At 57.7% G+C, this 23622-nt stretch carries 20 protein-coding genes; 15 read left to right on the top strand and 5 right to left on the bottom strand.

The window, feature by feature from the left end:
• The first annotated feature begins 37 nt into the window (after positions 1 to 37).
• From murQ to tadA, 4 genes are read left to right on the top strand one after another with little or no spacing between them, the layout of a single operon-like run.
• The gene (gene murQ / locus FHC48_RS08240) at positions 38 to 931 is read left to right on the top strand and encodes an N-acetylmuramic acid 6-phosphate etherase (protein ID WP_021241879.1); all 894 of its coding nucleotides are present in this window, start codon (positions 38 to 40) and stop codon (positions 929 to 931) included.
• Positions 932 to 942: 11 nt separating this feature from the next.
• On the top strand, positions 943 to 2304 hold the full coding sequence (locus FHC48_RS08235) for a PTS transporter subunit EIIC (protein WP_119312212.1): 1362 nt from the start codon (positions 943 to 945) through the stop codon (positions 2302 to 2304).
• A gap of 3 nt (positions 2305 to 2307) precedes the next feature.
• A complete protein-coding gene (gene yfhb, locus FHC48_RS08230; RefSeq protein ID WP_220420519.1) occupies positions 2308 to 2943 on the top strand; it encodes a phosphatidylglycerophosphatase C in 636 nt (211 codons plus the stop codon).
• A 24-nt stretch (positions 2944 to 2967) separates the two neighbouring features.
• Positions 2968 to 3507 carry a tRNA adenosine(34) deaminase TadA gene (tadA, locus tag FHC48_RS08225; protein ID WP_008502172.1) on the top strand — a complete coding sequence of 180 codons (540 nt, stop codon included), beginning with the start codon at positions 2968 to 2970 and terminating at the stop codon, positions 3505 to 3507.
• On the opposite strand, the gene mltF is transcribed toward tadA, so the two are convergent.
• Positions 3395 to 4945 (bottom strand): membrane-bound lytic murein transglycosylase MltF, encoded by a 1551-nt coding sequence (mltF, locus tag FHC48_RS08220; RefSeq protein ID WP_021241875.1) that lies wholly within the window; start codon positions 4943 to 4945, stop codon positions 3395 to 3397. The genes tadA and mltF overlap by 113 nt on opposite strands.
• A gap of 267 nt (positions 4946 to 5212) precedes the next feature.
• On the opposite strand from mltF, the gene purL reads away from it, so the two are divergent.
• From purL to glnB, 5 genes are all read left to right on the top strand, one after another.
• Positions 5213 to 9100 (top strand): phosphoribosylformylglycinamidine synthase, encoded by a 3888-nt coding sequence (purL, locus tag FHC48_RS08215; RefSeq protein ID WP_059363860.1) that lies wholly within the window; start codon positions 5213 to 5215, stop codon positions 9098 to 9100.
• A 532-nt stretch (positions 9101 to 9632) separates the two neighbouring features.
• Positions 9633 to 11060, top strand: a complete 1428-nt coding sequence (qseE, locus tag FHC48_RS08210) for a two component system sensor histidine kinase QseE/GlrK (protein ID WP_021241873.1) — start codon at positions 9633 to 9635, stop codon at positions 11058 to 11060.
• Between the two features lies 1 nt (position 11061).
• Positions 11062 to 11799 carry a two-component system QseEF-associated lipoprotein QseG gene (qseG, locus tag FHC48_RS08205; RefSeq protein WP_055321217.1) on the top strand — a complete coding sequence of 246 codons (738 nt, stop codon included), beginning with the start codon at positions 11062 to 11064 and terminating at the stop codon, positions 11797 to 11799.
• Positions 11786 to 13123, top strand: coding sequence for a two-component system response regulator GlrR (gene glrR / locus FHC48_RS08200; protein WP_021241871.1), 1338 nt, complete (start codon positions 11786 to 11788; stop codon positions 13121 to 13123). Before qseG ends, glrR begins: the two co-directional genes overlap by 14 nt.
• Positions 13124 to 13188: 65 nt before the next feature.
• On the top strand, positions 13189 to 13527 hold the full coding sequence (gene glnB / locus FHC48_RS08195) for a nitrogen regulatory protein P-II (protein WP_003860685.1): 339 nt from the start codon (positions 13189 to 13191) through the stop codon (positions 13525 to 13527).
• Positions 13528 to 13600: 73 nt separating this feature from the next.
• On the opposite strand, the gene hmpA is transcribed toward glnB, so the two are convergent.
• Positions 13601 to 14791 carry an NO-inducible flavohemoprotein gene (hmpA, locus tag FHC48_RS08190; RefSeq protein WP_059363862.1) on the bottom strand — a complete coding sequence of 397 codons (1191 nt, stop codon included), beginning with the start codon at positions 14789 to 14791 and terminating at the stop codon, positions 13601 to 13603.
• A 304-nt stretch (positions 14792 to 15095) separates the two neighbouring features.
• On the opposite strand from hmpA, the gene glyA reads away from it, so the two are divergent.
• The gene (gene glyA / locus FHC48_RS08185; RefSeq protein ID WP_008502165.1) at positions 15096 to 16349 is read left to right on the top strand and encodes a serine hydroxymethyltransferase; all 1254 of its coding nucleotides are present in this window, start codon (positions 15096 to 15098) and stop codon (positions 16347 to 16349) included.
• A gap of 54 nt (positions 16350 to 16403) precedes the next feature.
• On the opposite strand, the gene FHC48_RS08180 is transcribed toward glyA, so the two are convergent.
• A complete protein-coding gene (locus tag FHC48_RS08180) occupies positions 16404 to 16826 on the bottom strand; it encodes a DoxX family protein (RefSeq protein WP_008502164.1) in 423 nt (140 codons plus the stop codon).
• Between the two features lie 173 nt (positions 16827 to 16999).
• On the opposite strand from FHC48_RS08180, the gene FHC48_RS08175 reads away from it, so the two are divergent.
• On the top strand, positions 17000 to 18145 hold the full coding sequence (locus tag FHC48_RS08175; RefSeq protein ID WP_039266861.1) for a 3-phenylpropionate MFS transporter: 1146 nt from the start codon (positions 17000 to 17002) through the stop codon (positions 18143 to 18145).
• Here the strand turns inward: FHC48_RS08175 and csiE are convergent.
• Positions 18140 to 19417, bottom strand: coding sequence for a stationary phase inducible protein CsiE (gene csiE, locus FHC48_RS08170; RefSeq protein ID WP_008502162.1), 1278 nt, complete (start codon positions 19415 to 19417; stop codon positions 18140 to 18142). The genes FHC48_RS08175 and csiE overlap by 6 nt on opposite strands.
• A gap of 125 nt (positions 19418 to 19542) precedes the next feature.
• Here csiE and FHC48_RS08165 point away from each other — a divergent pair, with 125 nt between their 5' ends.
• Both FHC48_RS08165 and FHC48_RS08160 read left to right on the top strand, forming a co-directional pair.
• Positions 19543 to 20181 (top strand): DUF1007 family protein, encoded by a 639-nt coding sequence (locus tag FHC48_RS08165; protein WP_059363865.1) that lies wholly within the window; start codon positions 19543 to 19545, stop codon positions 20179 to 20181.
• Positions 20172 to 21152, top strand: coding sequence for a nickel/cobalt transporter (locus tag FHC48_RS08160; RefSeq protein ID WP_059363867.1), 981 nt, complete (start codon positions 20172 to 20174; stop codon positions 21150 to 21152). Before FHC48_RS08165 ends, FHC48_RS08160 begins: the two co-directional genes overlap by 10 nt.
• A 59-nt stretch (positions 21153 to 21211) precedes the next feature.
• On the opposite strand, the gene suhB is transcribed toward FHC48_RS08160, so the two are convergent.
• On the bottom strand, positions 21212 to 22015 hold the full coding sequence (suhB, locus tag FHC48_RS08155) for an inositol-1-monophosphatase (RefSeq protein WP_003860668.1): 804 nt from the start codon (positions 22013 to 22015) through the stop codon (positions 21212 to 21214).
• 131 nt (positions 22016 to 22146) lie between these two features.
• On the opposite strand from suhB, the gene trmJ reads away from it, so the two are divergent.
• Together trmJ and iscR are read left to right on the top strand one after the other, a co-directional pair.
• Positions 22147 to 22872, top strand: coding sequence for a tRNA (cytosine(32)/uridine(32)-2'-O)-methyltransferase TrmJ (trmJ, locus tag FHC48_RS08150; protein ID WP_008502159.1), 726 nt, complete (start codon positions 22147 to 22149; stop codon positions 22870 to 22872).
• Between the two features lie 231 nt (positions 22873 to 23103).
• Positions 23104 to 23595 carry a Fe-S cluster assembly transcriptional regulator IscR gene (iscR, locus tag FHC48_RS08145; RefSeq protein ID WP_008502158.1) on the top strand — a complete coding sequence of 164 codons (492 nt, stop codon included), beginning with the start codon at positions 23104 to 23106 and terminating at the stop codon, positions 23593 to 23595.
• Positions 23596 to 23622: the final 27 nt, after the last annotated feature.

Raw genomic sequence — 23622 nt, 5'->3', positions numbered from 1 at the left:
GTGATTATTATGAATTAAAAATTCTTGAGGTACAAAAATGAATCTTGGCTCACTTGTTTCTGAAACACGTAACCCGCAAACCATGGATCTGGATGCGCTCTCCACCCTGGAGCTGGTTAACCGCTTTAATCAACAGGATACGCTGGTCGCGCAGGCAGTGAAAGAGACATTACCAGAGGTGGCGAAAGCGGTCGATGCGGCTGCGGAAGCCCTCAAGGCCGGTGGACGCATTATTTACATGGGGGCGGGGACCAGCGGGCGTTTAGGGGTCCTGGACGCGTCAGAATGTCCGCCAACCTTTGGGGTCCCGCATGGTCTGGTAGTTGGGCTGATCGCCGGTGGCCCCGGTGCGCTGCTGAAAGCCGTTGAAGGGGCGGAAGACAACAAACAGCTGGGCGAGGATGACCTGAAGGATCTTAATCTGACCGCGAAGGATCTGGTGGTCGGGCTGGCGGCATCCGGGCGTACGCCGTACGTGATTGGCGGGCTGGAATACGCCAACCAGACCGGCTGCACGACGGTCGCCATCTCCTGCAACCCTGGCTCACCGATTGCGCAGGTGGCCGCTATTGCTATCTCGCCAGTTGTCGGGCCGGAAGCGCTCACCGGCTCCACGCGCCTGAAATCCGGGACCGCGCAAAAGCTGGTGCTCAATATGATCTCCACCGGCGCGATGGTGAAGTTCGGCAAGGTGTATCAGAACCTGATGGTGGATATGCAGGCCACCAACGTCAAGCTGGTGGACAGAGCCTGCCGCATGGTGATGGAGGCGACGGGCGCAGGCCGCGAAGAGGCGGAAGCGGTACTCAAACAGACCGATCACGATGTTAAACCGGCCATTTTGATGATCTTAAGCGGGCTGGATGCGGCGGCCGCAAGAGCCAAACTCGATGCGCATAACGGTTTCTTACGGGCGGCATTAGAACACTAACAGAGGCGTGTATGGACAAAACAGCAGCGCTCGCCAGCGGTATCCTGCAGGGGATTGGTGGGGAACAAAATATTCAGCGTCTCGAAAACTGCATGACGCGCGTGCGCGTCGAGGTGCATGACGACGACCAGCTCGACGTGCCGGGTCTGAAGCAGCTTTCCGGCGTCAGCGGCTACGTGAAACAGGGGCAGCAGCACCAGCTGATCGTCGGCCCAGGGAAAGCGGCGCAGGTTGTCGATGTCATGCGCGCGCTGATGGGCGTGAGTGCGAGCGTATCGATTGACGATGCTGAGCGCACCAAAGCCCAGGCAAAGGCGAAATACAAAGCCCCGATGAGCGACGCGCTGCGACAGCTGGCAAACGTCTTTATTCCGCTGATCCCGGCGTTTATTGCCTCAGGCCTGATCACCGGGATCATCAATATCCTCAAGCGGCCGGATATTGTGGGGGATTTCGCCACGCAGTATCCGAACCTGCTGGGGATTCTCGGGATCTTCGGCAGCGCGGTGTTCGCCATCATGAACATTCTGGTCGGGGTGAATACCGCGAAGGTGTTTGGCGGATCGCTGGCAATGGGCGGGGTGATGGCGGGCATCTTGTCCAGCCCGCAGCTGGCGCAGATTACGCTGTTTGGTGAGGCGCTTCAGCCGGGCCGCGGCGGGGTGATCGCGGTGCTGCTGGTAGTCATCCTAATGTGCTGGATCGAGAAACGGCTGCGCGCGGTTCTGCCAGGCTCTATCGAGCTGATTCTCAACCCGCTGCTGACCACGCTGATTACCGGTAGCGTAGCGATTGTGGCACTCCAGCCGTTAGGCGGGTGGATCTCTGAGGCCATTGCCCACGGTGCGTCGCTGGCGATTGACCGCGGCGGCCTGTTAGTGGGCGCGGTGCTGTCGGGTACCTTCCTGCCGCTGGTGCTGACCGGCCTGCATCAGGGGCTGGTACCGATCCACGTCGAGCTGGTGCAGGCGCACGGCTATAACGCGCTGCTGCCTATCCTGTCGATGGCGGGTGTAGGGCAGGTCGGCGCGGCAATTGCGGTACTGATGAAAACCCGCAACGCGCGTCTGAAAAAAATGATTAAAGGCGCACTCCCGGTCGGACTGCTCGGCATTGGCGAGCCGCTGATTTTCGGTGTTACGCTGCCGCTGGGTAAACCGTTCCTCGCGGCCTGTCTGGGCGGCGCGGTAGGCGGGGCGCTGATCAGCTACTGGAAAGTTGCCACCGTCATCACCTTTGGTCTCTCGGGGTTACCGCTGGCATTAACCATCGTGACCGGAAAAGTGGTGCTCTATCTGTTAGGCTATTTAGTAGCGGTGATCGCCGGGTTCCTGTTTACCTGGCTGTTAGGTTTCAACGACCCAGAGGAGTAAGGTTTGGCAAATCACGGGCGTCGCGTTGTCTTTTTCGACCTGGATGGCACGCTGCATCAGCAGGATATGTTTGGTACGTTTATGCGTTACCTGCTGCGGCGTCAGCCTCTGAATGCGCTGCTCGTGCTACCGCTCTTACCGGTTATTGGGATCGCGCTGCTGGTGAAGGGCCGTGCGGCGCGATGGCCGATGAGCCTGCTGCTGTGGGGATGTACGTTTGGGCACAGCGAAGCGCGCCTCAAACAGCTCGAGCAGGATTTTGCGCAGTGGTTCCGCGGCCACGTTGCCGTATTCCCGGTGGTGCAGGCGCGCCTGACCGGCTATCTCGACGCGAACGATGCCGACATCTGGCTGATTACCGGCTCCCCGCAGACGCTGGTGGAGCAGGTCTACTTTAATACCCCCTGGCTTTCGCGCGTGAATCTTATCGCCACGCAAATTGCCCGCGGTTACGGCGGTTGGGTGCTGACGATGCGCTGCCTGGGTCATGAAAAAGTGGTCCAGCTGGAAAAACGTATCGGCACGCCACTGCGCCTGTACAGCGGCTACAGCGACAGCAAGCAGGACAACCCGCTGCTCTATTTTTGCCAGCACCGCTGGCGCGTCACGCCATCAGGTGAACTTCAGCAACTCGAATAGTCTTATCTATAAGGGGTGTGTATAATGCCGCCCGCTTTTCGACTGGAGTATCAACCGTTGTCCAACCCTGAATTCTCACATGAATACTGGATGCGCCACGCGCTAACGCTCGCTCAGCGTGCCTGGGACGAGGGCGAAGTGCCCGTGGGCGCCGTGCTGGTCCATAATAACCAGGTGATTGGTGAAGGGTGGAACCGTCCCATTGGCCGCCACGATCCGACGGCGCACGCCGAAATCATGGCGCTTCGTCAGGGCGGTCTGGTGCTGCAAAACTATCGCCTGCTTGATACCACGCTGTATGTGACGCTGGAGCCGTGCGTGATGTGCTCCGGGGCGATGGTACACAGCCGGATCGGAACTCTGGTCTTCGGTGCGCGAGATGAAAAAACCGGTGCGGCCGGTTCGCTGATGGACGTGCTGGGTCACCCGGGGATGAACCACCAGGTGAAGACTATCGGCGGGGTGCTTGCACCAGAGTGTTCGGGGCTATTAAGCGATTTCTTTCGAATGCGCCGTCAGCAGAAAAAGCAGCAAAAGGCAGAATTGAAGCCGACGGACGGTTAAGCTCGTCCGGCGCCACGACAGGGTAGCTTTGGGCCAGCCGTTTGGCCTCTGTCGCCTCTTTCTCTTTCTCCAGCAGATAACCGACCAGGCTGATCTGATATTTACGGATATTTTCCACGTAGGCGTAGGCTTCATGCCCGCGCGCGTAGCCGTACGTCAGCTTGTTATACCATGGCTTCTGGCTAAGCAGCGGCAGGCGCTGCTTTACGTCTGACCAGCTGTCCGGGTTGCCTTTCGTTTTGGCCGTCAGCGCTCGCGCATCCAGCATATGCGCATAGCCCATATTGTAGGCCGCCAGCGCGAACCAGATCCGCTCCTCTTCCGGCACCGTTTCCGGGACTTTGGCCATCATATCCTGCAGGTAGCGCGCGCCGCCGCTGATGCTCTGCTCCGCATCGGTACGGTCATTGACGCCCAGGCTCAGCGCGGTATTTTTGGTTAACATCATCAAACCACGTACGCCAGTCGGAGACGTGGCCTGGGTATCCCAGTGGGATTCCTGATAAGAAATAGCCGCCAGCAGTTTCCAGTCAATTTCCTGGGCGTATTTTTCGAACAGCGGCTGCAGGTCCGGCAGGACGCTGTCTACCGCACGCAGGAAGCTGCGGGTATCAACGTAGTCAAAGTCATCACCATGCCCGAGGTACTTCTCCTCCAGGCGCGCCAGCGTACCGTCTTCATTCATGGTATTGAAGAAATCGAGCATCGCGGCAGAGAGGGTCTGATCGTCGTCGAGCTGAGTAAACCAGGTCACTGGCTGCTCGTCGGTGACGTCCAGCGCCACGGCGATTTCAGGATGCACGCGCTGGAACAGGCTGATCGCGACCGAATCGGCGATGGTGTAAGGGACTTTCTGATCTTTTACCTGCTCCAGCAGCTCCGTCGTGCCGAGTTTCGCATCCACCGTCCAGCTCAGGTCGGGATATTTCTTCTCCTTGAGCTCGCGCAGATCGTCAATCACCACGTGGCCGGGGGCAATCGTCAGCTGCCGATCGTTAATCGACGCCAGCGAGCGCGGGCGCAGGCTCCCGACGCGATAAACCAGCTGCTGCGAAACGGAGTAGTAGGTCGGGCCCGGCTGATAGTTTTTGCTGCGCTCGCTGTTATACACCAGCCCGGCGGCCAGCATATCGGCATCGTCGTTATCGAGGTCGTCAAACAGCTGGTTGATATTCTGGCGGACGGTGATTTTTAGCTTCACGCCAAGATAATCGGCGAACTGTTGTGCCAGTTCATAATCCAGACCAATGATTTTGCCGTTGATGTCGCTGTAAATCAGCGGAGAGTTAAGGGTACTGACGCGCAATTCCCCCCGCTCCTGAATGGCGGCGATACGGTTTTCGGCTTTGCCGATCCAGGGGATGGAAGGCCAGAGGGCCACTGCCAGCAGCAACGTTACAATGCCGATGAGCAGATAATTAATCTTTAATTTTTTCAATTAGTTAATTCTCTGCGACGCCGGTTGCCTCAGTCTGCTGTAGCCATGTTAACAATAAGGTTTGCCATTGAATGAGCGGCATTTTGCGTAAACTTGCGCCACTTGGCAACCAATTAGAGAGACAGGTCACATCTATTGTTAAATCTCTTCGTCAATTTTATTTCGACGCAAACGGTTTCGTCGGCGCTCAGGATTCTCTATAATGACGCCCGTTTTCCCCCCTTGCGCACACTGTAAGCGCCCCGGCGCTTCGAAGACGAGAGACTTATGATGGAAATTCTGCGTGGTTCGCCTGCACTGTCTGCCTTCCGTATTACCAAACTGCTGGCACGTTTTCAGGCTGCCGACCTTCCGGTAAGCAATATTTACGCTGAGTATGTCCATTTTGCTGACCTGAATGCCCCCCTGAATGCAGAGGAGCGCGTACAGCTGGAACGCCTGCTCAAGTATGGCCCAAGCCTCAGCAGCCATACGCCAACCGGCAAACTGATCCTTGCGACGCCGCGTCCGGGCACCATCTCCCCCTGGTCTTCCAAAGCCACCGACATCGCCCACAACTGTGGCCTGAGCCAGATTAACCGTCTGGAGCGCGGCGTAGCGTACTACGTGGAAGCCTCTACCCTGAGCGACGCGCAGTGGCAGGCGGTTGCGGCTGAACTGCACGACCGCATGATGGAGAGCGTATTTGCCTCTCTTGATGACGCGCAGAAGCTTTTCTCCCACCATCAGCCTGCGCCGGTACAGAGCGTGGACCTGCTGGGGCAGGGCCGTCAGGCGCTGATTGACGCCAACCTGCGTCTCGGCCTGGCGCTGGCAGAAGACGAGATCGACTACCTGCAGGATGCGTTCGTTAAGCTCAACCGCAACCCGAACGACATTGAACTCTACATGTTCGCGCAGGCGAACTCGGAGCACTGCCGCCACAAGATTTTCAATGCCGACTGGATTATTGACGGCGAACAGCAGCCAAAGTCGCTGTTCAAAATGATCAAAAATACCATGGAGCAAACCCCTGACCACGTGCTGTCTGCCTATAAAGACAACGCCGCGGTGATGGAAGGTTCTGAGGTGGGCCGCTTCTTCGCCGATCGCGAAGCAGGGCGCTATGACTTCCATCAGGAGCCCGCGCATATCCTGATGAAGGTTGAAACCCACAACCACCCGACGGCGATCTCCCCGTGGCCGGGTGCGGCGACCGGCTCCGGCGGTGAAATCCGTGACGAAGGGGCGACCGGTCGTGGTGCAAAACCAAAAGCGGGTCTGGTCGGTTTCTCCGTCTCCAACCTGCGTATCCCGGGCTTTGAACAGCCGTGGGAAGAAGATTTCGGCAAGCCAGAGCGCATTGTGACCGCGCTGGATATCATGACCGAAGGCCCGCTGGGCGGCGCGGCGTTTAACAACGAATTTGGTCGTCCGGCGCTGAACGGTTACTTCCGTACCTATGAAGAGAAAGTGGACAGCCACAACGGCGAAGAGCTGCGCGGCTACCACAAACCGATCATGCTGGCGGGCGGGATCGGCAACATCCGTGCCGATCACGTGCAGAAAGGCGAGATCGTCGTCGGCGCGAAGCTGATCGTGCTCGGCGGCCCGGCGATGAACATCGGTCTGGGCGGCGGTGCGGCCTCTTCGATGGCCTCAGGCCAGTCTGATGCGGATCTCGACTTCGCGTCCGTGCAGCGTGACAACCCGGAGATGGAGCGTCGCTGCCAGGAAGTGATCGACCGCTGCTGGCAGCTGGGCGATGCTAACCCGATCCTCTTTATCCACGACGTGGGCGCGGGTGGTCTGTCCAACGCCATGCCGGAACTGGTGAGCGACGGCGGCCGCGGTGGCCGTTTCAACCTGCGCGACATCCTGAGCGATGAGCCTGGCATGAGCCCACTGGAGATCTGGTGTAACGAATCCCAGGAGCGCTACGTGCTGGCCGTTGCGGCGGATCAGCTGCCGCTGTTTGACGAGCTGTGCCGCCGCGAGCGCGCGCCGTATGCCGTCATCGGTGAAGCGACCGAAGAGCAGCACCTGACTCTGAGCGACACCCATTTCGACAACCAGCCGATCGATCTGCCGCTCGACGTCCTGCTCGGTAAAACGCCGAAGATGACCCGCGACGTGCAGACCCGTAAAGCGGCGGGCAAAGCGCTGGATCGCCAGGGCATTACCGTAGCTGAAGCCGTTAATCGCGTGCTGCACCTGCCAGCTGTGGCGGAGAAAACCTTCCTGGTGACCATCGGCGACCGTACCGTGACCGGTATGGTATCCCGTGACCAGATGGTCGGCCCGTGGCAGATCCCGGTGGCGAACTGCGCCGTGACCACCGCGAGCCTCGACAGCTACTACGGCGAAGCGATGGCGCTGGGTGAACGCACCCCGGTCGCGCTGCTGGACTTCGCGGCCTCTGCCCGTCTGGCCGTCGGTGAAGCGCTGACCAACATCGCCGCGACGCAGATTGGCGATATCAAACGTATTAAGCTCTCCGCAAACTGGATGGCCGCTGCCGGTCACCCAGGCGAAGACGCGGGCCTGTATGAAGCCGTGAAGGCGGTGGGTGAGGAGCTGTGTCCTGCCCTCGGCCTGACCATTCCGGTGGGCAAAGACTCCATGTCGATGAAAACCCGCTGGCAGGAAGGCAGCGAGCAGCGCGAGATGACCTCTCCGCTGTCGCTGGTCATCACCGCGTTTGCCCGCGTGGAAGACGTGCGTCACACCGTTACGCCGCAGCTTGCGACCGAAGACAACGCCCTGCTGCTGATTGACCTGGGTAAAGGTCACAACGCGCTGGGCGCTACCGCGCTGGCGCAGGTTTTCCGCCAGCTCGGCGACAAGCCAGCCGACGTGCGTGACGTGGCCCAGCTGAAAGGCTTCTACGACGCGATTCAGGCGCTGGTGGCGCAGCGTAAGCTGCTGGCCTACCACGACCGTTCCGACGGCGGCCTGCTGGTGACCCTGGCAGAGATGGCCTTCACCGGCCACTGTGGCGTGGAAGCGAACATTGCGACGCTTGGCGAAGACCGTCTGGCGGCGCTGTTCAACGAAGAGCTGGGCGCCGTGATTCAGGTGCGTGCGGCGGATCGCGATGCGGTTGAAGCGATTCTGGCGCAGCATGGCCTGGCTGACTGCGTACACTATCTGGGTAAAGCCGTTCAGGGCGACCGCTTCGTCATTGAAGCTGACGGTTACGCCGTGTTCAGCGAAAGCCGCACCACGCTGCGCATGTGGTGGGCGGAAACCACCTGGCAGATGCAGCGCCTGCGTGATAACCCGGAATGTGCCGATCAGGAGCACAACGCGAAGGCCAATGACCAGGATCCTGGCCTGAACGTGAAGCTCTGCTTCGACATAAACGAAGACATTGCCGCGCCGTACATTGCGACCGGTGCGCGTCCGAAAGTGGCCGTGCTGCGCGAGCAGGGCGTTAACTCCCACGTTGAGATGGCGGCTGCCTTCCACCGCGCGGGCTTTGACGCTATCGACGTCCACATGAGCGACCTGCTGGCAGGCAGTACCGGTCTGGAAGATTTCCAGGCGCTGGTGGCGTGCGGCGGCTTTTCCTACGGCGACGTGCTGGGCGCGGGCGAAGGCTGGGCGAAGTCCATTCTGTTCAACAGCCGCGTGCGCGACGAATTCGAAACCTTCTTCCACCGTCCGCAGACGCTGGCGCTGGGCGTGTGTAACGGCTGCCAGATGATGTCTAACCTGCGCGAGCTGATCCCGGGCAGCGAAGCCTGGCCGCGCTTTGTGCGTAACCAGTCAGACCGCTTTGAGGCGCGCTTCAGCCTGGTGGAAGTGACTCAGAGCCCGTCTCTGCTGCTGCAGGGTATGGTCGGTTCACAGATGCCAATCGCCGTTTCACACGGTGAAGGTCAGGTGGAAGTGCGCGATGCGGCGCATCTGGCTCAGCTGGAGAGCAAAGGCCTGGTTGCGCTGCGCTTTGTCGATAACTTCGGCAAGGTCACAGAAACCTATCCGGCTAACCCGAACGGTTCCGTCAACGGTATTACGGCGGTGACCAGCGAAAGCGGTCGTGCTACCATCATGATGCCGCACCCGGAACGCGTGTTCCGCACCGTGAGCAACTCCTGGCACCCGGAAAACTGGGGCGAGGACAGCCCGTGGATGCGCATCTTCCGCAACGCCCGTAAGCAGCTGGGTTAAGTTTCAGCATCCTGACTGTAGGCCCGGTAGGCGCGAGCGCCACCGGGCTTTTTTGTCTCTGTCGCAAAATCGCGACAACCCTCTGGTTTGAGTGTCTCCAAAAGGAGACATTTAACCTATTGATTTATATGTGGCAGAAAAGGTTCCCGTTAAGGTGTTGCTTAATAGCGACACTTAGCCTGAAAATCATTCAACCGATAATTAACCGGTTAAACGAGTAAAAATTATATATTTCAATGTGTTAAAGTTTTGTTTTGCGTTCTGGCACGTGTGTTGCATAATATTAACCAGTGGCTCATTCACCTTCTTATGTCAGCCCCTTCGGGACGCGCTACATAAACTTCGAATGACGCACAAAAAGGTGCCTGCCGTCCAACTACTGATCATAGCGATGCTTTATCAGGCCAGGGCGAAACGTCGAGTTAGGCACCGCCTCATTCCATGACAAAGCCGGGTTTTTACCCGGCTTTGTTGTATCTAAAGGGCAGACTCAGTTACGCTCTGCGTATATCCCCATTAAGAGAGTAATGCGTTGAAACGCTGGCCCGTTTTTCCCCGTTCCCTGCGACAGCTCGTCATGATGGCCTTTCTGCTGATCCTGCTGCCGTTGCTGATCCTTGCCTGGCAGGCCTGGCAAAGCCTGAACGCGTTGAGTGCCCAGGCGGCACTGACGAACCGCACGACGCTTATTGACGCAAGACGCAGTGAAGCCATGACCAACGCCGCGCTTGAGATGGAGCGTAGCTATCGTCAGTACTGCGTGCTTGACGATCGCACGCTGGAAAAGGTGTACCAGAGTCAGCGCAAGCGCTACAGCGAAATGCTGGATGCCCACGCCGGCGTATTGCCTGACGACAAGCTGTATCAGGCGTTACGTCAGGATCTGAACGATCTTGCGCAGCTGCAGTGCCACAACAGTGGACCCGATGCCGCCGCCGCCGCGCGCCTGGAAGCCTTCGCCAACGCCAATACCGAGATGGTGCAGTCAACCCGCACGGTAATTTTCTCTCGTGGCCAGCAGCTTCAGCAGGAGATTGCCGAGCGCGGCCAGTTCTTCGGCTGGCAGGCGCTGGTGCTGTTCCTCGTGAGCCTCGGGCTGGTGCTGCTCTTTACCCGCATGATCATCGGCCCGGTGAAGGGTATCCAGCGGATGATCAACCGCCTGGGGGAGGGGAAATCGCTCGGGGATACGGTCGCTTTTAAAGGTCCCCGCGAATTGCGTTCCGTCGGTCAGCGTATCATCTGGCTGTCCGAGCGCCTGGCGTGGCTTGAATCACAGCGTCATCAGTTCCTGCGCCATATCTCCCATGAGCTTAAAACGCCGCTTGCCAGCATGCGCGAAGGGACGGAGCTGCTGGCGGACGAAGTGGCTGGGCCGCTTACGCCCGAACAGAAAGAAATTGTCGAGATCCTGGATAACAGCAGCCGCAATCTGCAGAAGCTGATTGAGCAGCTGCTGGATTACAACCGCAAGCTGGCTGACGGAGCGGTCGTACTGGAAAACGTCGACATTGAACCGCTGGTGGATATGGTGATCTCCGCCCATAGCCTGCCAGCAAGAGCTAAAATGATGCATACCGGTGTAGAGCTGAATGCGCCGACCTGTCTCGCTGAACCCATGCTGTTAATGAGCGTGCTGGATAATCTTTATTCCAATGCGGTGCACTATGGTACTGAATCCGGTAACATTTATATCCGAAGCTATACGAAGGGTTCCCGGGTGTTTATAGACGTCGCTAACACCGGCACCCCGATCCCCGATGACGAAAAAACCATGATCTTCGAGCCCTTTTTCCAGGGGAGTCATCAGCGGAAAGGTGCGGTGAAAGGCAGTGGTCTGGGCTTAAGCATCGCCCGGGACTGCATACGACGCATGCAGGGTGAGCTTAACATCGCCACGGACGAACGCTCGGATGTTTGCTTCCGTATTGAACTGCCCCTGAGCCGGAAAAATCAATAAAATGAATCTATGTCTGGTGAGTATGTCACACGTCTTTTCCCGCGCCGTACGCGCGGTGTTTTCCCGCAGCACGCTTCGCCTGAGCCTGCCCTGTGTATTTCTGGCAGGGTGTGTTTCCCATGTGCCGCAAAGTGCGATTAGCGATAAACAAGAAGATAAATGGCCCGATAACCAGCTGGCTGATTTCCTCTCAACCCGCTGTGACGACATCTGGAACCTCTCAGGCCATGACGTCGAAACTAACCCGCTGTTCTGGCTGCGCGGGATAGATTGCGCACAGCGTCTGGCGCCGGTCGACGCCCGCGCGAAAGCGGCGATGCTGGATGATGACACCTGGCAGGACGCCTTCAAGCGTGGGATTTTACTCGCAGATGCGAAAATTACCCCCGTCGAACGCCGCGCCAACGTGACCCGGCTGGACACCTTTGTCGTCAATCTTCCGGTACAAATTCGCCCGGTATACCAGCTCTGGCGCGAGGGGCAGACGCTACAGCTTCAGCTTTCTGAAGAGCGCTCCCGCTACAGCAAGCTGCAACAGTCAACCGACAGCGAGCTGGATACGCTGCGTCAACAGCAGCAACATTTACGTACCCAGCTGGATACCACGACGCGCAAGCTGGAGAACCTGACCGATATCGAAAGACAGCTCTCGTCGCGTAAATATCAGCCGGGGAGTTCATCCGCTGCGCCGGACAGCGATACGCCGAAACAAGAGGATGTGAAGCATGACGAGCCGTAAACCAGCCCATCTCTTACTGGTGGATGACGATCCCGGGCTGTTAAAGCTGCTGGGGATGCGTCTGGTGAGTGAAGGCTATAGCGTCGTGACCGCGGAAAGCGGGCTGGAGGGGCTGAAAATTCTCAGCCGCGAAAAAATCGATCTGGTGATAAGCGACCTGCGGATGGATGAAATGGACGGCCTGCAGCTGTTCGCGGAGATCCAGAAGCAGCAGCCGGGTATGCCCGTGATTATCCTGACCGCGCACGGGTCGATCCCGGATGCGGTTGCCGCGACGCAGCAGGGGGTGTTCAGCTTCCTGACCAAGCCGGTGGACAAAGACGCACTGTATAAGGCTATCGACAGCGCGCTGGAACATGCCGCTCCGGCGGGGGATGAAGCCTGGCGGGAATCTATCGTCACGCGCAGCCCCGTGATGCTGCGTCTGCTGGAACAGGCGAGGATGGTGGCGCAGTCGGACGTCAGCGTGCTTATCAACGGCCAGAGCGGAACCGGGAAAGAGATCCTCGCGCAGGCAATTCATAACGCCAGCCCGCGCAGCAAGAACGCCTTTATTGCGATTAACTGTGGCGCGCTCCCGGAGCAGCTGCTTGAATCCGAACTGTTTGGTCATGCCCGCGGCGCATTCACCGGTGCGGTAAGCAGCCGTGAAGGGTTGTTCCAGGCGGCGGAAGGCGGCACGCTGTTCCTGGACGAAATTGGCGATATGCCCGCGCCGCTGCAGGTCAAGCTGCTGCGCGTGCTGCAGGAGCGCAAAGTGCGCCCGCTGGGCAGCAACCGCGATATCGATATTAACGTGCGAATTATCTCCGCTACCCACCGCGATCTGCCAAAAGTGATGGCCCGCAACGAGTTCCGCGAAGATCTCTACTACCGCCTGAACGTGGTCAACCTGAAGATCCCGGCGCTGGCCGAACGTGCGGAAGACATCCCGCTGCTGGCGAACCATCTTTTGCGCCAGGCGGCCGATCGCCATAAACCGTTCGTGCGCGCGTTTTCCACCGATGCGATGAAGCGGCTGATGGCCGCAAGCTGGCCGGGTAACGTCCGTCAGCTGGTCAACGTGATTGAGCAGTGCGTGGCGCTGACCTCCTCACCGGTCATCAGCGACGCGCTGGTGGAGCAGGCGCTGGAAGGGGAAAACACGGCCTTGCCGACGTTTGCCGAAGCGCGTAACCAGTTCGAGCTGAACTATCTGCGCAAGCTATTGCAGATCACCAAAGGCAACGTGACCCACGCGGCGCGGATGGCCGGGCGCAACCGCACCGAGTTTTATAAACTGCTCTCACGCCATGAGCTGGAAGCAAACGATTTTAAAGAGTAATGCCGTATGGTACTGTGAGCAACCGATTACGAAGCAGCTTACAGGCAAGAGTTTAAGGACCCACCATGAAAAAGATTGATGCGATTATTAAACCTTTCAAACTGGATGATGTGCGTGAAGCGCTGGCGGAAGTCGGCATCACCGGGATGACCGTGACGGAAGTGAAAGGTTTTGGTCGTCAGAAAGGTCACACCGAGCTTTACCGTGGCGCAGAGTACATGGTGGACTTTCTGCCGAAAGTGAAAATTGAAATCGTGGTCAGCGACGATATCGTCGATACCTGTGTGGATACCATTATCCGCACGGCGCAGACCGGCAAGATTGGCGATGGTAAAATCTTCGTCTTTGACGTGGCGCGCGTTATCCGTATCCGTACCGGCGAAGAAGACGACGCCGCGATTTAAGCATTTTCCAGGCCGGGTAAGGCGCAGCCGCCACCCGACGGAAAAAAGCCCCTCAAACGAGGGGCTTTTTGCATTACAGCACCTTATGCGGCCCGAAACATTCGTAATGAATGTTGTCTTTGTTCACGCCCAGCTCAACCAGCTGCTTCGCGGCATACTGCATAAACGCCACCGGTCCACAGACGTAGAACTGCATCTCCGGTGCGCTGAACGCACCTTCATGCTGGCGTAAATCCATCAACCCTTCGCTGTCAAATTGCGCGGCAGCGCGATCCGCTTCCGTCGGCAGACGATACCAGGTATGCGCGGTGAAACGCGGCAGGGAGGCTCCGAGCGTTTTCACCTCATCCGCAAAGGCGTGCACGTCGCCGTTTTCGGCGGCATGAAACCAGTTAACCTGTGCACCGTGGTGTGATTTTGCCAGCGTATCAAGCATCGCCAGCATCGGCGTCTGGCCGACACCCGCAGAGATCAGCGTCACCGGGGTATTCGCTTCAACGGCCATGAAGAAGTCGCCCGCCGGCGCGGCCAGATGGACCACGTCGCCTACGTTCGCTTCGTTATGCAGCCAGCTGGAAACCTGACCGCCGTCCTCACGCTTCACCGCAATGCGGTAGCCTTTACCGTTTGGCTTGCGGGTAAGAGAATACTGACGGATCTCCTGATGCGGGAAACCTTCAGGCTTCAGCCACACCCCCAGATACTGCCCTGGCTGGTAATCGGCCACCGGTTGACCGTCCACCGGCTCAAACTCGAAGCTGGTGATTAACGCGCTGCGCGGGGTTTTCTCAACGATGCGGAACGCGCGGGTGCCTTCCCAGCCGCCGTTCTTGCTGGCGTTTTCGCTGTAAATCTGTGCTTCACGGTTGATAAACACGTTTGCCAGCACCCCGTAGGCTTTACCCCACGCGTCCAGCACCTCCTGCCCTGGGCTGAACATTTCGTCCAGCGTCGCCAGCAGGTGAGTACCGACGATGTTGTACTGCTCGGGTTGGATCTGGAAGCTGGTATGTTTCTGCGCGATTTTTTCCACCGCGGGCAGCAGCGCAGCCAGGTTTTCAATATTGCTGGCGTAAGCCGCGATGGCGTTGAACAGCGCTTCACGCTGATCGCCGTTACGCTGGTTGCTCATGTTGAAAATCTCTTTGAGCTCCGGGTTGTGCGTGAACATGCGATCGTAGAAATGGGCGGTGAGTTTAGGGCCGGTTTCCACCAGCAGGGGAATAGTGGCTTTTACGGTAGCGATGGTTTGAGCGTCGAGCATGAGCGCGTCCTTCTGATGTTATTTAAATGATGTATTTTAAATGCATCTTATAAAAAATACCCCTGCGTTGTAAATGGTTCTTTGCAAGATGAAAAATATGCATCACAAACCTGAAAAGAAATCCGCTGGAAAGGGCGAGCGCTTTATTCCTCAAACCCTTGCGTGGCGGGTAGGAAAACGTTTGCGTAAAATCGTTTGTCAAGACCTGTTATCACAGAACTAATCAGTTATACTGTTGCCCGTCGTCCAACAGGACTGCCTTTTCAGGCCAAAATTTACTTGTTAGCTGAGTCAGGAGATGCGGATGTTAAAGCGTGAAATGAACATTGCCGATTATGATGCCGAACTGTGGCAGGCTATGGAGCAGGAAAAAGTACGTCAGGAAGAGCACATCGAACTGATCGCCTCCGAAAACTACACCAGCCCGCGCGTGATGCAGGCGCAGGGGTCTCAGCTGACCAACAAATACGCTGAAGGTTACCCGGGCAAACGCTATTACGGCGGTTGCGAGTACGTTGATATCGTTGAGCAACTGGCTATCGATCGTGCGAAAGAACTTTTTGGCGCTGACTATGCAAACGTCCAGCCGCACTCTGGCTCCCAGGCTAACTTCGCGGTCTACACCGCGCTGCTGCAGCCGGGCGATACCGTTCTGGGTATGAACCTGGCGCAGGGCGGCCACCTGACTCACGGCTCCCCGGTTAACTTCTCCGGCAAACTGTACAACATCATCCCTTACGGTATTGATGAGTCCGGCAAAATTGACTACGAAGACATGGCTAAGCAGGCCAAAGAGCACAAGCCGAAGATGATCATCGGTGGTTTCTCTGCTTATTCCGGTATCGTTGACTGGGCAAAAATGCGTGAAATCGCAGACAGCATCGGCGCTTATCTGTTCGTCGACATGGCGCACGTTGCCGGTCTGATTGCCGCAGGCGTTTACCCAAACCCGGTTCCACACGCTCACGTTGTGACCACCACCACCCACAAAACCCTGGCGGGTCCACGCGGTGGCCTGATCCTGGCGAAAGGCGGTGACGAAGAGCTGTACAAAAAACTGAACTCCGCGGTGTTCCCAAGCGCGCAGGGCGGCCCGCTGATGCACGTTATCGCGGCAAAAGCGGTCGCGCTGAAAGAAGCGATGGAGCCAGAGTTCAAGGTTTACCAGCAGCAGGTTGCTAAGAACGCCAAAGCGATGGTGGAAGTGTTCCTGAACCGTGGCTACAAAGTGGTATCCGGCGGGACTGAAAACCACCTGTTCCTGCTGGATCTGGTTGATAAGAACCTGACCGGTAAAGAAGCTGACGCTGCCCTGGGCCGCGCCAACATCACCGTGAACAAAAACAGCGTGCCAAACGATCCGAAGAGCCCGTTCGTGACCTCCGGTATCCGTATCGGTTCTCCGGCCGTGACTCGCCGCGGCTTCAAAGAAGCGGAAGTGAAAGAGCTGGCTGGCTGGATGTGTGACGTTCTGGACAACATCAATGACGAAGCGGTTATCGAGCGCGTCAAAGGTAAAGTTCTGGATATCTGCGCACGCTTCCCGGTATACGCATAATTCCTCTGCTTTGCAGAAATAAAAAAGGCCGCGCATGCGGCCTTTTTTTATGGCTTAACGCCGGTCCAGGGAGATGGCGCCAGGTCCGACAATCGCCAGCAAAATAAAGGCGCCAGCAATACTGACGTTCTTGTAGAAATTAATCATATTCGGTACGACTGCATCACCGGTCATATCCCAGTAGTGATGCCCAATCACCGCCGTTCCGAGGGTGTAGAACACAAACAGTACCGCGAGAGGGCGGGTGAAAAAGCCCAGTACGATCAGGATCGCAGCAGGCACTTCCATCACCACCGCAATAATGGCCGCCAGCATGGGCATCGGCGTACCCAGCGAGGTCATATACTGTACGGTACCGCTAAACCCCGTCAGTTTCGGGTAACCAAAGATAATAAACAGCACGACAAGCGCGATGCGGCCAATGAGCAGCAGCAGATGACGCGACTGACCAAAATCGAGATAACGTAGTGAGTTCATGGCAGAAATACCTCTGCAAGTGGAGTAATTTAAACGTAATACACATTTTCATTCCCTGCCATAAGCCAGACGACTGCACAAGATGTTAATTTTTCGTTAATTTATAGCAGGCTATCTACTTGCTTAATTTTTATATTCTCGCCAGACTATGGCCTCGATTTCGGGAGGGATTCATGGTCTTGCATTCCACGCGCTGGCTGGCGCTCAGTTATTTCACCTATTTCTTTAGCTACGGCATTTTTCTGCCTTTCTGGAGCGTCTGGCTTAAGGGTATCGGCCTGACGCCTGAGACCATCGGTGTCCTGCTGGGGGCCGGGCTGGTGGCACGTTTCCTCGGCAGCCTGCTGATCGCCCCGCGCGTCAGCGATCCCTCCTTACTGATCAAGGCCGTACGCATTCTGGCTCTGCTGACCCTGGTCTTTGTGGCCTGCTTCTGGGTCAGCCATCAGTTTGCCTGGCTGATGGTGGTGATGGTTGGCTTTAACCTGTTCTTCTCACCGCTGGTGCCGCTGACGGATGCCCTGGCGAACACCTGGCAAAAGCAGATCACCATGGACTACGGTCGCGTGCGCCTGTGGGGTTCTATCGCCTTTGTGATTGGCTCGGCGCTGGTGGGGAAACTGGTCAGCCTCTACGATTACCGCGCCATTCTTGCCCTGCTGAGTATCGGTATTGCCTCGATGCTGCTGGGCATGCTTCTGCGACCGTCGGTGATGCCGCAGGGGGAAAGTCGCCATCAGGAGAGCGCGGGCTGGCCCGCATGGCAGAGCCTGGTCGCACAGAGCTGGCGTTTTCTGGCGTGCGTGTGCCTCCTTCAGGGGGCACATGCGGCGTACTACGGTTTCAGCGCCATCTACTGGCAGGGGGCAGGATATTCCGCTTCCGCCGTGGGCTATCTGTGGTCGCTGGGCGTGGTGGCCGAAGTCATTATCTTTGCCCTGAGCAAAAAACTGTTCCGTCGCTTTGGCGCGCGTGACCTGCTGCTGCTTTCCGCCGTGTGCGGCGTGGCGCGCTGGGGGATTATGGGCTGGACGACCGATCTGCCGTGGCTAATTGTGGCGCAAATTCTTCACTGCGGCACCTTTACCGTGTGCCATCTGGCGGCCATGCGCTATATCGCAGCGCGCGAGGGCGGGGACGTGATTCGCCTGCAGGCCGTCTATTCGGCAGTGGCAATGGGGGGCAGTATCGCGATCATGACGGTGTTTGCGGGGTTCCTTTACCAGCACCTGGGGCACGGCGTCTTCTGGGTGATGGCGCTCGTCGCCTTGCCCGCCATTGTTGTTCGACCTAAAGTGGCCGCCCGCGCGTCGCTATGATTCCAGCATGGCGCGAATATGTTCTTGCTGCTGCGCGTTCAGTGTCTCAACGGCATGGATCAGCGGCGGCGAGAACAGCGGCAGGGCCGTCGGGTAGGGGGTGATTACCAGCGCGGCTTCGCGCGGCGCCCCCTCTTTCTGAAAGGCCTGCAGCGTCAGGTAGCGAATGTTGAGCGGCAGCAGCGTCAGCTCGCGAAGCTGTTGTTCGATCTGTTCCTCACTGGCTTTATCGTCTCCCGTCAGCAGGATCACCTGTTTTTCATGCAGATCGGTCTCCTGCATCAGCCAGGCACCGAAAATTACCGCCACCAGACTCATCTCTTCGTCGGAAAAACGCAGCCCGAATTCCGCCTCCAGCTCAAACAGCGCCTCTTTCGTGGTACGTAACAGCCGGGGATAAAGGCGATGGATCTCCTCCGGCAGGCTGTTGTCGATGCCGATCTCAAACAGCGAACGGTCCAGCGCCTGAGCCAGATGGATATACAGCTGATCGGTCAGCCCCTGCTCATCGCTGAAGTTCATTCCGGTCTGCGAGCGAAAACGGGCCACCATGCGCACGATGGCCCGGCGTAGACGCTGATCCTGCTGGTGCTTATCAAGAACCGGATCGGGCGTGCGGAGCATCATAAACAGCAGCGCCAGAAACAGCTGTTCATCCACATGCGCGCCCTGCGGCACGCGCCGCTTCCAGTGGCGGACAATCTCCTGCGCCGTAAAATACTCTCCCCGCGACTGGGTCCAGCTGCGCTGGGCATGCGAAAACTGCGGCGTATTCCCGAGCTGGTGCTGAATAAGACAATATTGCAGATAGAGCTGTAAAAACTGCACATCGCGGCATTCAAACTGGCGCTGCAGCTTGCGTGAGCAGAAGCCGATCAGCGCCCGCAGGTTCGCATCGTCGTAAAGCGGGCGCGCGATGCCGAGTTGTTTAAGCGCGGTTTTTAATGCGGGGGTAAACTGGTGCGAGACAAACTGCGGACAAAGCCGCAGCGCCCGGCGCAGCCAGTGCAGCAGGCATAAACGCTGATTCAGGGCTGTGCCTTCAATCCGGTAGCAGCCGTCGTGGTGCGTGACGATATCCAGCCGGTGATAGCGCTGGATTTCATCGCGCGTCTCGGCTATATCTTGCCGTGCCATCGCGTCGTCCACGCCGTTGGCAGCGATTATGCTCTGTGCGGTGACGGCAGCATCGGGCAGGTAAAGCATCAAAAGCACCTGGCAGCGGCGCTGCGAACTGGAAAGCACAGATGGAATTTCAAGCGTCGTCATCATCTGTCGGGTATCCAGTGTGAATGTTTGATAAGAATAGCTAAAGGATGAGCGCTGAAAAGCGCGCCGGCAGGCCTTTCACTCAGGATTGCAGGGGAACATCACAGAATTTTTGACGTGAGGAATTGATGCAAACAGTTAAACAAAGTGCGATGGCGTTATTTTTGGCGGTTATCACCTTCACCGCCAGCGCCCACCCTCACAGTTTTATTGGCCTCCAGACCGAGCTGGTCACCGACGGCACGCAGCTGAGCGGCCTGAAAATGCGCTGGACGATGGATGAAATCACCTCGGCTGACCTGCTCTATGATGCGGGAAACGCGAAGCCCAGCGACGACATCTGGAAAAAACTGGCGGCGGAAGTAATGGCCAACGTGCTCGGCCAGCACTACTTCACCGAATTCTGGCATAACGGACAAAAGGTCAAATTTCAGAACCGTCCAACGGAATACGGGATGACGCGTGACGGGCATCAGGCGGTGCTGACGTTCGTGCTTCCGCTGGCGCATCCTCAGCCGCTGGCGGGGCAAACGTACCGCTTTTCCACTTTTGACCCTACCTACTATGTCGACATGCGCTATGACAAAGACAGCGACGTACGGCTGCCGGACGCGCTGCAAAAAAGCTGCAAAATTGGCGTGCACACCCCGAAACCCAGCGAAGAGACGCTGAACTTTGCGATCTCGCTGGATAAAGCAGATGCCCCGCCTGAGGACATGGAGCTGGGTAAACAGTTCGCGCAGGAGGTGACGTTACAATGTCAGTGATCTCCTCTCCAGTTCGGAAGTCTCGCCGCTGGCTACACCTCTGGCCGCTGGCGCTCTTTTTGCTGTTCGCGGTTTGCGGGGCGCTGTGGCTGTGGCAGGCCTGGCCGCAGGTGATGATGAAAAGCATTATCTGGCAGCGTGAGGTCAACCAGCAGATGAGCGGACTGCTGAAGGCGGTGGCCGAGAACCCGGCCAAAGCGGGCGGCTCGCTGCTGGCGTTCAGTTTTGTCTATGGCGTTCTGCACGCGCTGGGGCCGGGGCACGGCAAAATCGTCATCACCACCTGGCTTGCCACCCATCCGTCTAAGCTGAAATCGAGCATCGGCCTGACGCTGGCCTCTTCGCTGCTTCAGGGCGGCGTGGCGATTTCGCTGGTTGTTGTTGTGCTTTCGCTATTACAGCTTCCGGCGCGCCAGCTGCACATGAGCAGCTTCTGGCTGGAGAAGGGCAGCTATGCGCTGGTGGGCGTGCTGGGGCTGATCCTCTGCTGGCGGGCGCTGAAAAAACTCCGCGCGCTGCTGAAAAAGCCCACGTTCAAATCCTTTACGCCGCACCACGTTCATGATGAACACTGCGGCTGCGGTCATCAGCATCTGCCCACGCAGGAACAATTACAGAACGGCGACGACTGGCGCGCCCGGCTGATGATTATTCTCTCGATGGGGATGCGCCCGTGCTCGGGTGCCATTATGGTGCTGCTGTTCAGTAAGATAATAGGTGTCTTTGGCTGGGGAATGCTCTCGGCGCTGGCGATGGCGGCAGGAACCTCTCTCACCATTTCGTCTTTAGCGCTGCTGGTTCACAGCTTCCGTCAGCTGGCGGTCAAACTCAGCGGCAGTAAAACGCCGGTGCTGTGGCGACAGATAGGGTGGACAACGCTTGCGCTGGCGGGGGGAGTGATTCTGCTGGTGGCGGCGGTGACGATGTGGATGAGCGCGGTGCCGGTGGGAAGGGGATTGCGGCCTTTCTAGCGTACTGAGGGATTTTGTAGGCCCGGTAAGCGTAGCGCCACCGGGCTTAACAAACTGGATTAACGCTTCAGCGCATCGCTCAGTTCATCACGCATGTTGGCCAGCATGGCTTTAACAACGCGTGGGTTACCCGCAACAATGTTGCCTGTAGACATATAGTTATGGCCGCCGGTGAAGTCACACACAATGGCGCCTGCTTCACGCGCGATCAGCTCGCCCGCTGCAAAATCCCATGGCTTCAGTGAGAGTTCGAAGTAACCGTCAACGCGGCCGGTGGCAACGTAGGCCAGATCCAGCGCAGCAGAACCGGTGCGACGGAAGTCCGCGCATTCGGTGAACAGTTTGCCGAGGATATTCATATAGGTGGTCGCGTGCTGTTTCGCCTTGAACGGGAAACCGGTCGCCAGGATGGTGCCGTCCAGATCGCGTGCGTTGCTGCAGCGCAGACGGTAGCCGTTCAGCTGTGCGCCCTGACCGCGGGTCGCGGTGAACAGTTCGTTACGCATTGGATCGTACACAACGGCGACTTCAGTACGGCCTTTAATGCGTACGGCGATAGACACAGAGAAGTGTGGCAGGCGTTTGACGAAGTTGGTGGTGCCATCCAGTGGATCGATAACCCATTGAACATCCTGATCGGTACCTTCATGTTCACCGCTTTCTTCGGTGATGATGGTGTGCTGTGGGTAAGATTTGCGGATCGTTTCGATAATAATCGCTTCTGCGGCTTTATCGACGTTCGTCACGAAATCATTGCTGCCTTTCTGGCTGGTTTCTACGGAGTCTGGCGTTTCGTAGTGTTTGGCAATTACATTACCCGCCTTGCGCGCTGCGCGCACGGCGATGGTCAGCATCGGATGCATCGGTCTCTCTCACTGGATGTTAAAGAACAGGAAAATCGGCGCAGAGTATAGCAGCGGGATCGGATTATGTCTCCCGTTTATGATAATATGCCCGAATATTCTTCAGACACTGAATCCAGACATTAAAAATTATGCTGCAAAACATTCGAATCGTGCTGGTCGAAACATCGCACACCGGCAACATGGGCTCCGTTGCCCGCGCTATGAAAACCATGGGCTTAACGAACCTGTGGCTGGTTAACCCGCTGGTGAAGCCAGACTCGCAGGCCATCGCCCTGGCGGCCGGAGCCAGCGACGTGATCGGCAACGCCCAGATCGTCGATACCCTTGACGAAGCGCTGGCCGGCTGCAGCCTCGTTGTCGGTACCAGCGCGCGTTCGCGCACGCTGCCGTGGCCAATGCTCGATCCGCGTGAATGCGGCCTGAAAAGTGTCTCTGAGGCTGAACAAGCACCGGTTGCGCTGGTGTTCGGCCGCGAGCGCGTTGGCCTGACCAACGACGAGCTGCAGAAGTGTCATTATCACGTGGCAATTGCGGCAAACCCGGAGTACAGCTCGCTGAACCTGGCGATGGCGGTGCAGGTTATCGCCTATGAAGTGCGTATGGCGTGGCTGGCAACGCAGGAAAAAGAGGTTGAGCCTAAAGAAGAGACGGCTTACCCGCTGGTGGACGACCTTGAGCGTTTCTACGGTCACCTGGAGCAGACGCTGCTCTCGACCGGCTTTATCCGCGAAGGCCACCCGGGTCAGGTGATGAACAAGCTGCGCCGTCTGTTCACCCGCGCGCGTCCGGAAAGCCAGGAGCTGAACATCCTGCGCGGGATCCTGGCGTCGATTGAGCAGAAAAATAAAGAGTAGTGTCGTCTGTTCGCCGGGTGGCGCTTCGCTTATCCGGCCTACAAAACCGCAGGTCGGGTAAGCGAAGCGCCACCCGACAAAAAACGGCACAGAAGGTTAAATACCTGACTAAAACAGTCAAGTAAATAGTTGACCATTTTAGTCAGGAATGTCAGACTTGGCCCTGCTATGCAATACCCCATTTTACAATAAAAAACCCCGGGCAGGGGCGAGTTTGAGGTTAAGTAAGACATGAGACTGACATCTAAAGGGCGTTATGCCGTGACCGCGATGCTGGACGTTGCGCTCAACTCCGAAGCGGGCCCGGTTCCGTTGGCTGATATTTCTGAACGACAGGGGATCTCCCTCTCTTATCTGGAACAGCTGTTCTCCAGACTGCGTAAAAATGGACTGGTTTCCAGCGTTCGTGGCCCAGGCGGCGGTTATCTGCTGGGTAAAGACGCGGGCAGTATTGCAGTTGGCGAAGTGATCAGCGCCGTTGACGAATCCGTTGACGCGACCCGTTGCCAGGGTAAAGGCGGCTGCCAGGGCGGCGATAAATGCCTGACCCACGCGCTGTGGCGCGATCTGAGCGACCGTCTGACCGGCTTCCTGAACAACATCACCCTCGGTGAGCTGGTGAATAACCAGGAAGTTCTGGATGTTTCGGGCCGTCAGCACAGCCATGATTCCCAACGCAGCACCCGCGCGCAGGACGCTATCGACGTCAAATTACGCGCGTAATAAAACGATAAGTATTTCAGAATCAGG

Source organism: Enterobacter sp. EC_50 (assembly GCF_019584525.1).
GTDB lineage: Bacteria > Pseudomonadota > Gammaproteobacteria > Enterobacterales > Enterobacteriaceae > Enterobacter > Enterobacter roggenkampii.
This window is presented reverse-complemented; position numbering and strand designations above follow the sequence as displayed.

What these genes read in the sequence shown, in the direction of transcription:
- trmJ (WP_008502159.1), top strand. Translation starts at nt 22,147, where the DNA reads ATGCTGCAAAACATTCGAATCGTGCTGGTCGAAACATCGCACACCGGC.
- qseG (WP_055321217.1), top strand. Translation starts at nt 11,062, where the DNA reads ATGAATCTATGTCTGGTGAGTATGTCACACGTCTTTTCCCGCGCCGTA.
- FHC48_RS08160 (WP_059363867.1), top strand. Translation starts at nt 20,172, where the DNA reads ATGTCAGTGATCTCCTCTCCAGTTCGGAAGTCTCGCCGCTGGCTACAC.
- hmpA (WP_059363862.1), bottom strand. Translation starts at nt 14,791, where the DNA reads ATGCTCGACGCTCAAACCATCGCTACCGTAAAAGCCACTATTCCCCTG.
- tadA (WP_008502172.1), top strand. Translation starts at nt 2,968, where the DNA reads ATGCCGCCCGCTTTTCGACTGGAGTATCAACCGTTGTCCAACCCTGAA.
- glrR (WP_021241871.1), top strand. Translation starts at nt 11,786, where the DNA reads ATGACGAGCCGTAAACCAGCCCATCTCTTACTGGTGGATGACGATCCC.
- murQ (WP_021241879.1), top strand. Translation starts at nt 38, where the DNA reads ATGAATCTTGGCTCACTTGTTTCTGAAACACGTAACCCGCAAACCATG.
- glnB (WP_003860685.1), top strand. Translation starts at nt 13,189, where the DNA reads ATGAAAAAGATTGATGCGATTATTAAACCTTTCAAACTGGATGATGTG.
- glyA (WP_008502165.1), top strand. Translation starts at nt 15,096, where the DNA reads ATGTTAAAGCGTGAAATGAACATTGCCGATTATGATGCCGAACTGTGG.
- FHC48_RS08180 (WP_008502164.1), bottom strand. Translation starts at nt 16,826, where the DNA reads ATGAACTCACTACGTTATCTCGATTTTGGTCAGTCGCGTCATCTGCTG.
- FHC48_RS08235 (WP_119312212.1), top strand. Translation starts at nt 943, where the DNA reads ATGGACAAAACAGCAGCGCTCGCCAGCGGTATCCTGCAGGGGATTGGT.
- FHC48_RS08165 (WP_059363865.1), top strand. Translation starts at nt 19,543, where the DNA reads ATGCAAACAGTTAAACAAAGTGCGATGGCGTTATTTTTGGCGGTTATC.
- purL (WP_059363860.1), top strand. Translation starts at nt 5,213, where the DNA reads ATGATGGAAATTCTGCGTGGTTCGCCTGCACTGTCTGCCTTCCGTATT.
- FHC48_RS08175 (WP_039266861.1), top strand. Translation starts at nt 17,000, where the DNA reads ATGGTCTTGCATTCCACGCGCTGGCTGGCGCTCAGTTATTTCACCTAT.
- iscR (WP_008502158.1), top strand. Translation starts at nt 23,104, where the DNA reads ATGAGACTGACATCTAAAGGGCGTTATGCCGTGACCGCGATGCTGGAC.
- suhB (WP_003860668.1), bottom strand. Translation starts at nt 22,015, where the DNA reads ATGCATCCGATGCTGACCATCGCCGTGCGCGCAGCGCGCAAGGCGGGT.
- csiE (WP_008502162.1), bottom strand. Translation starts at nt 19,417, where the DNA reads ATGATGACGACGCTTGAAATTCCATCTGTGCTTTCCAGTTCGCAGCGC.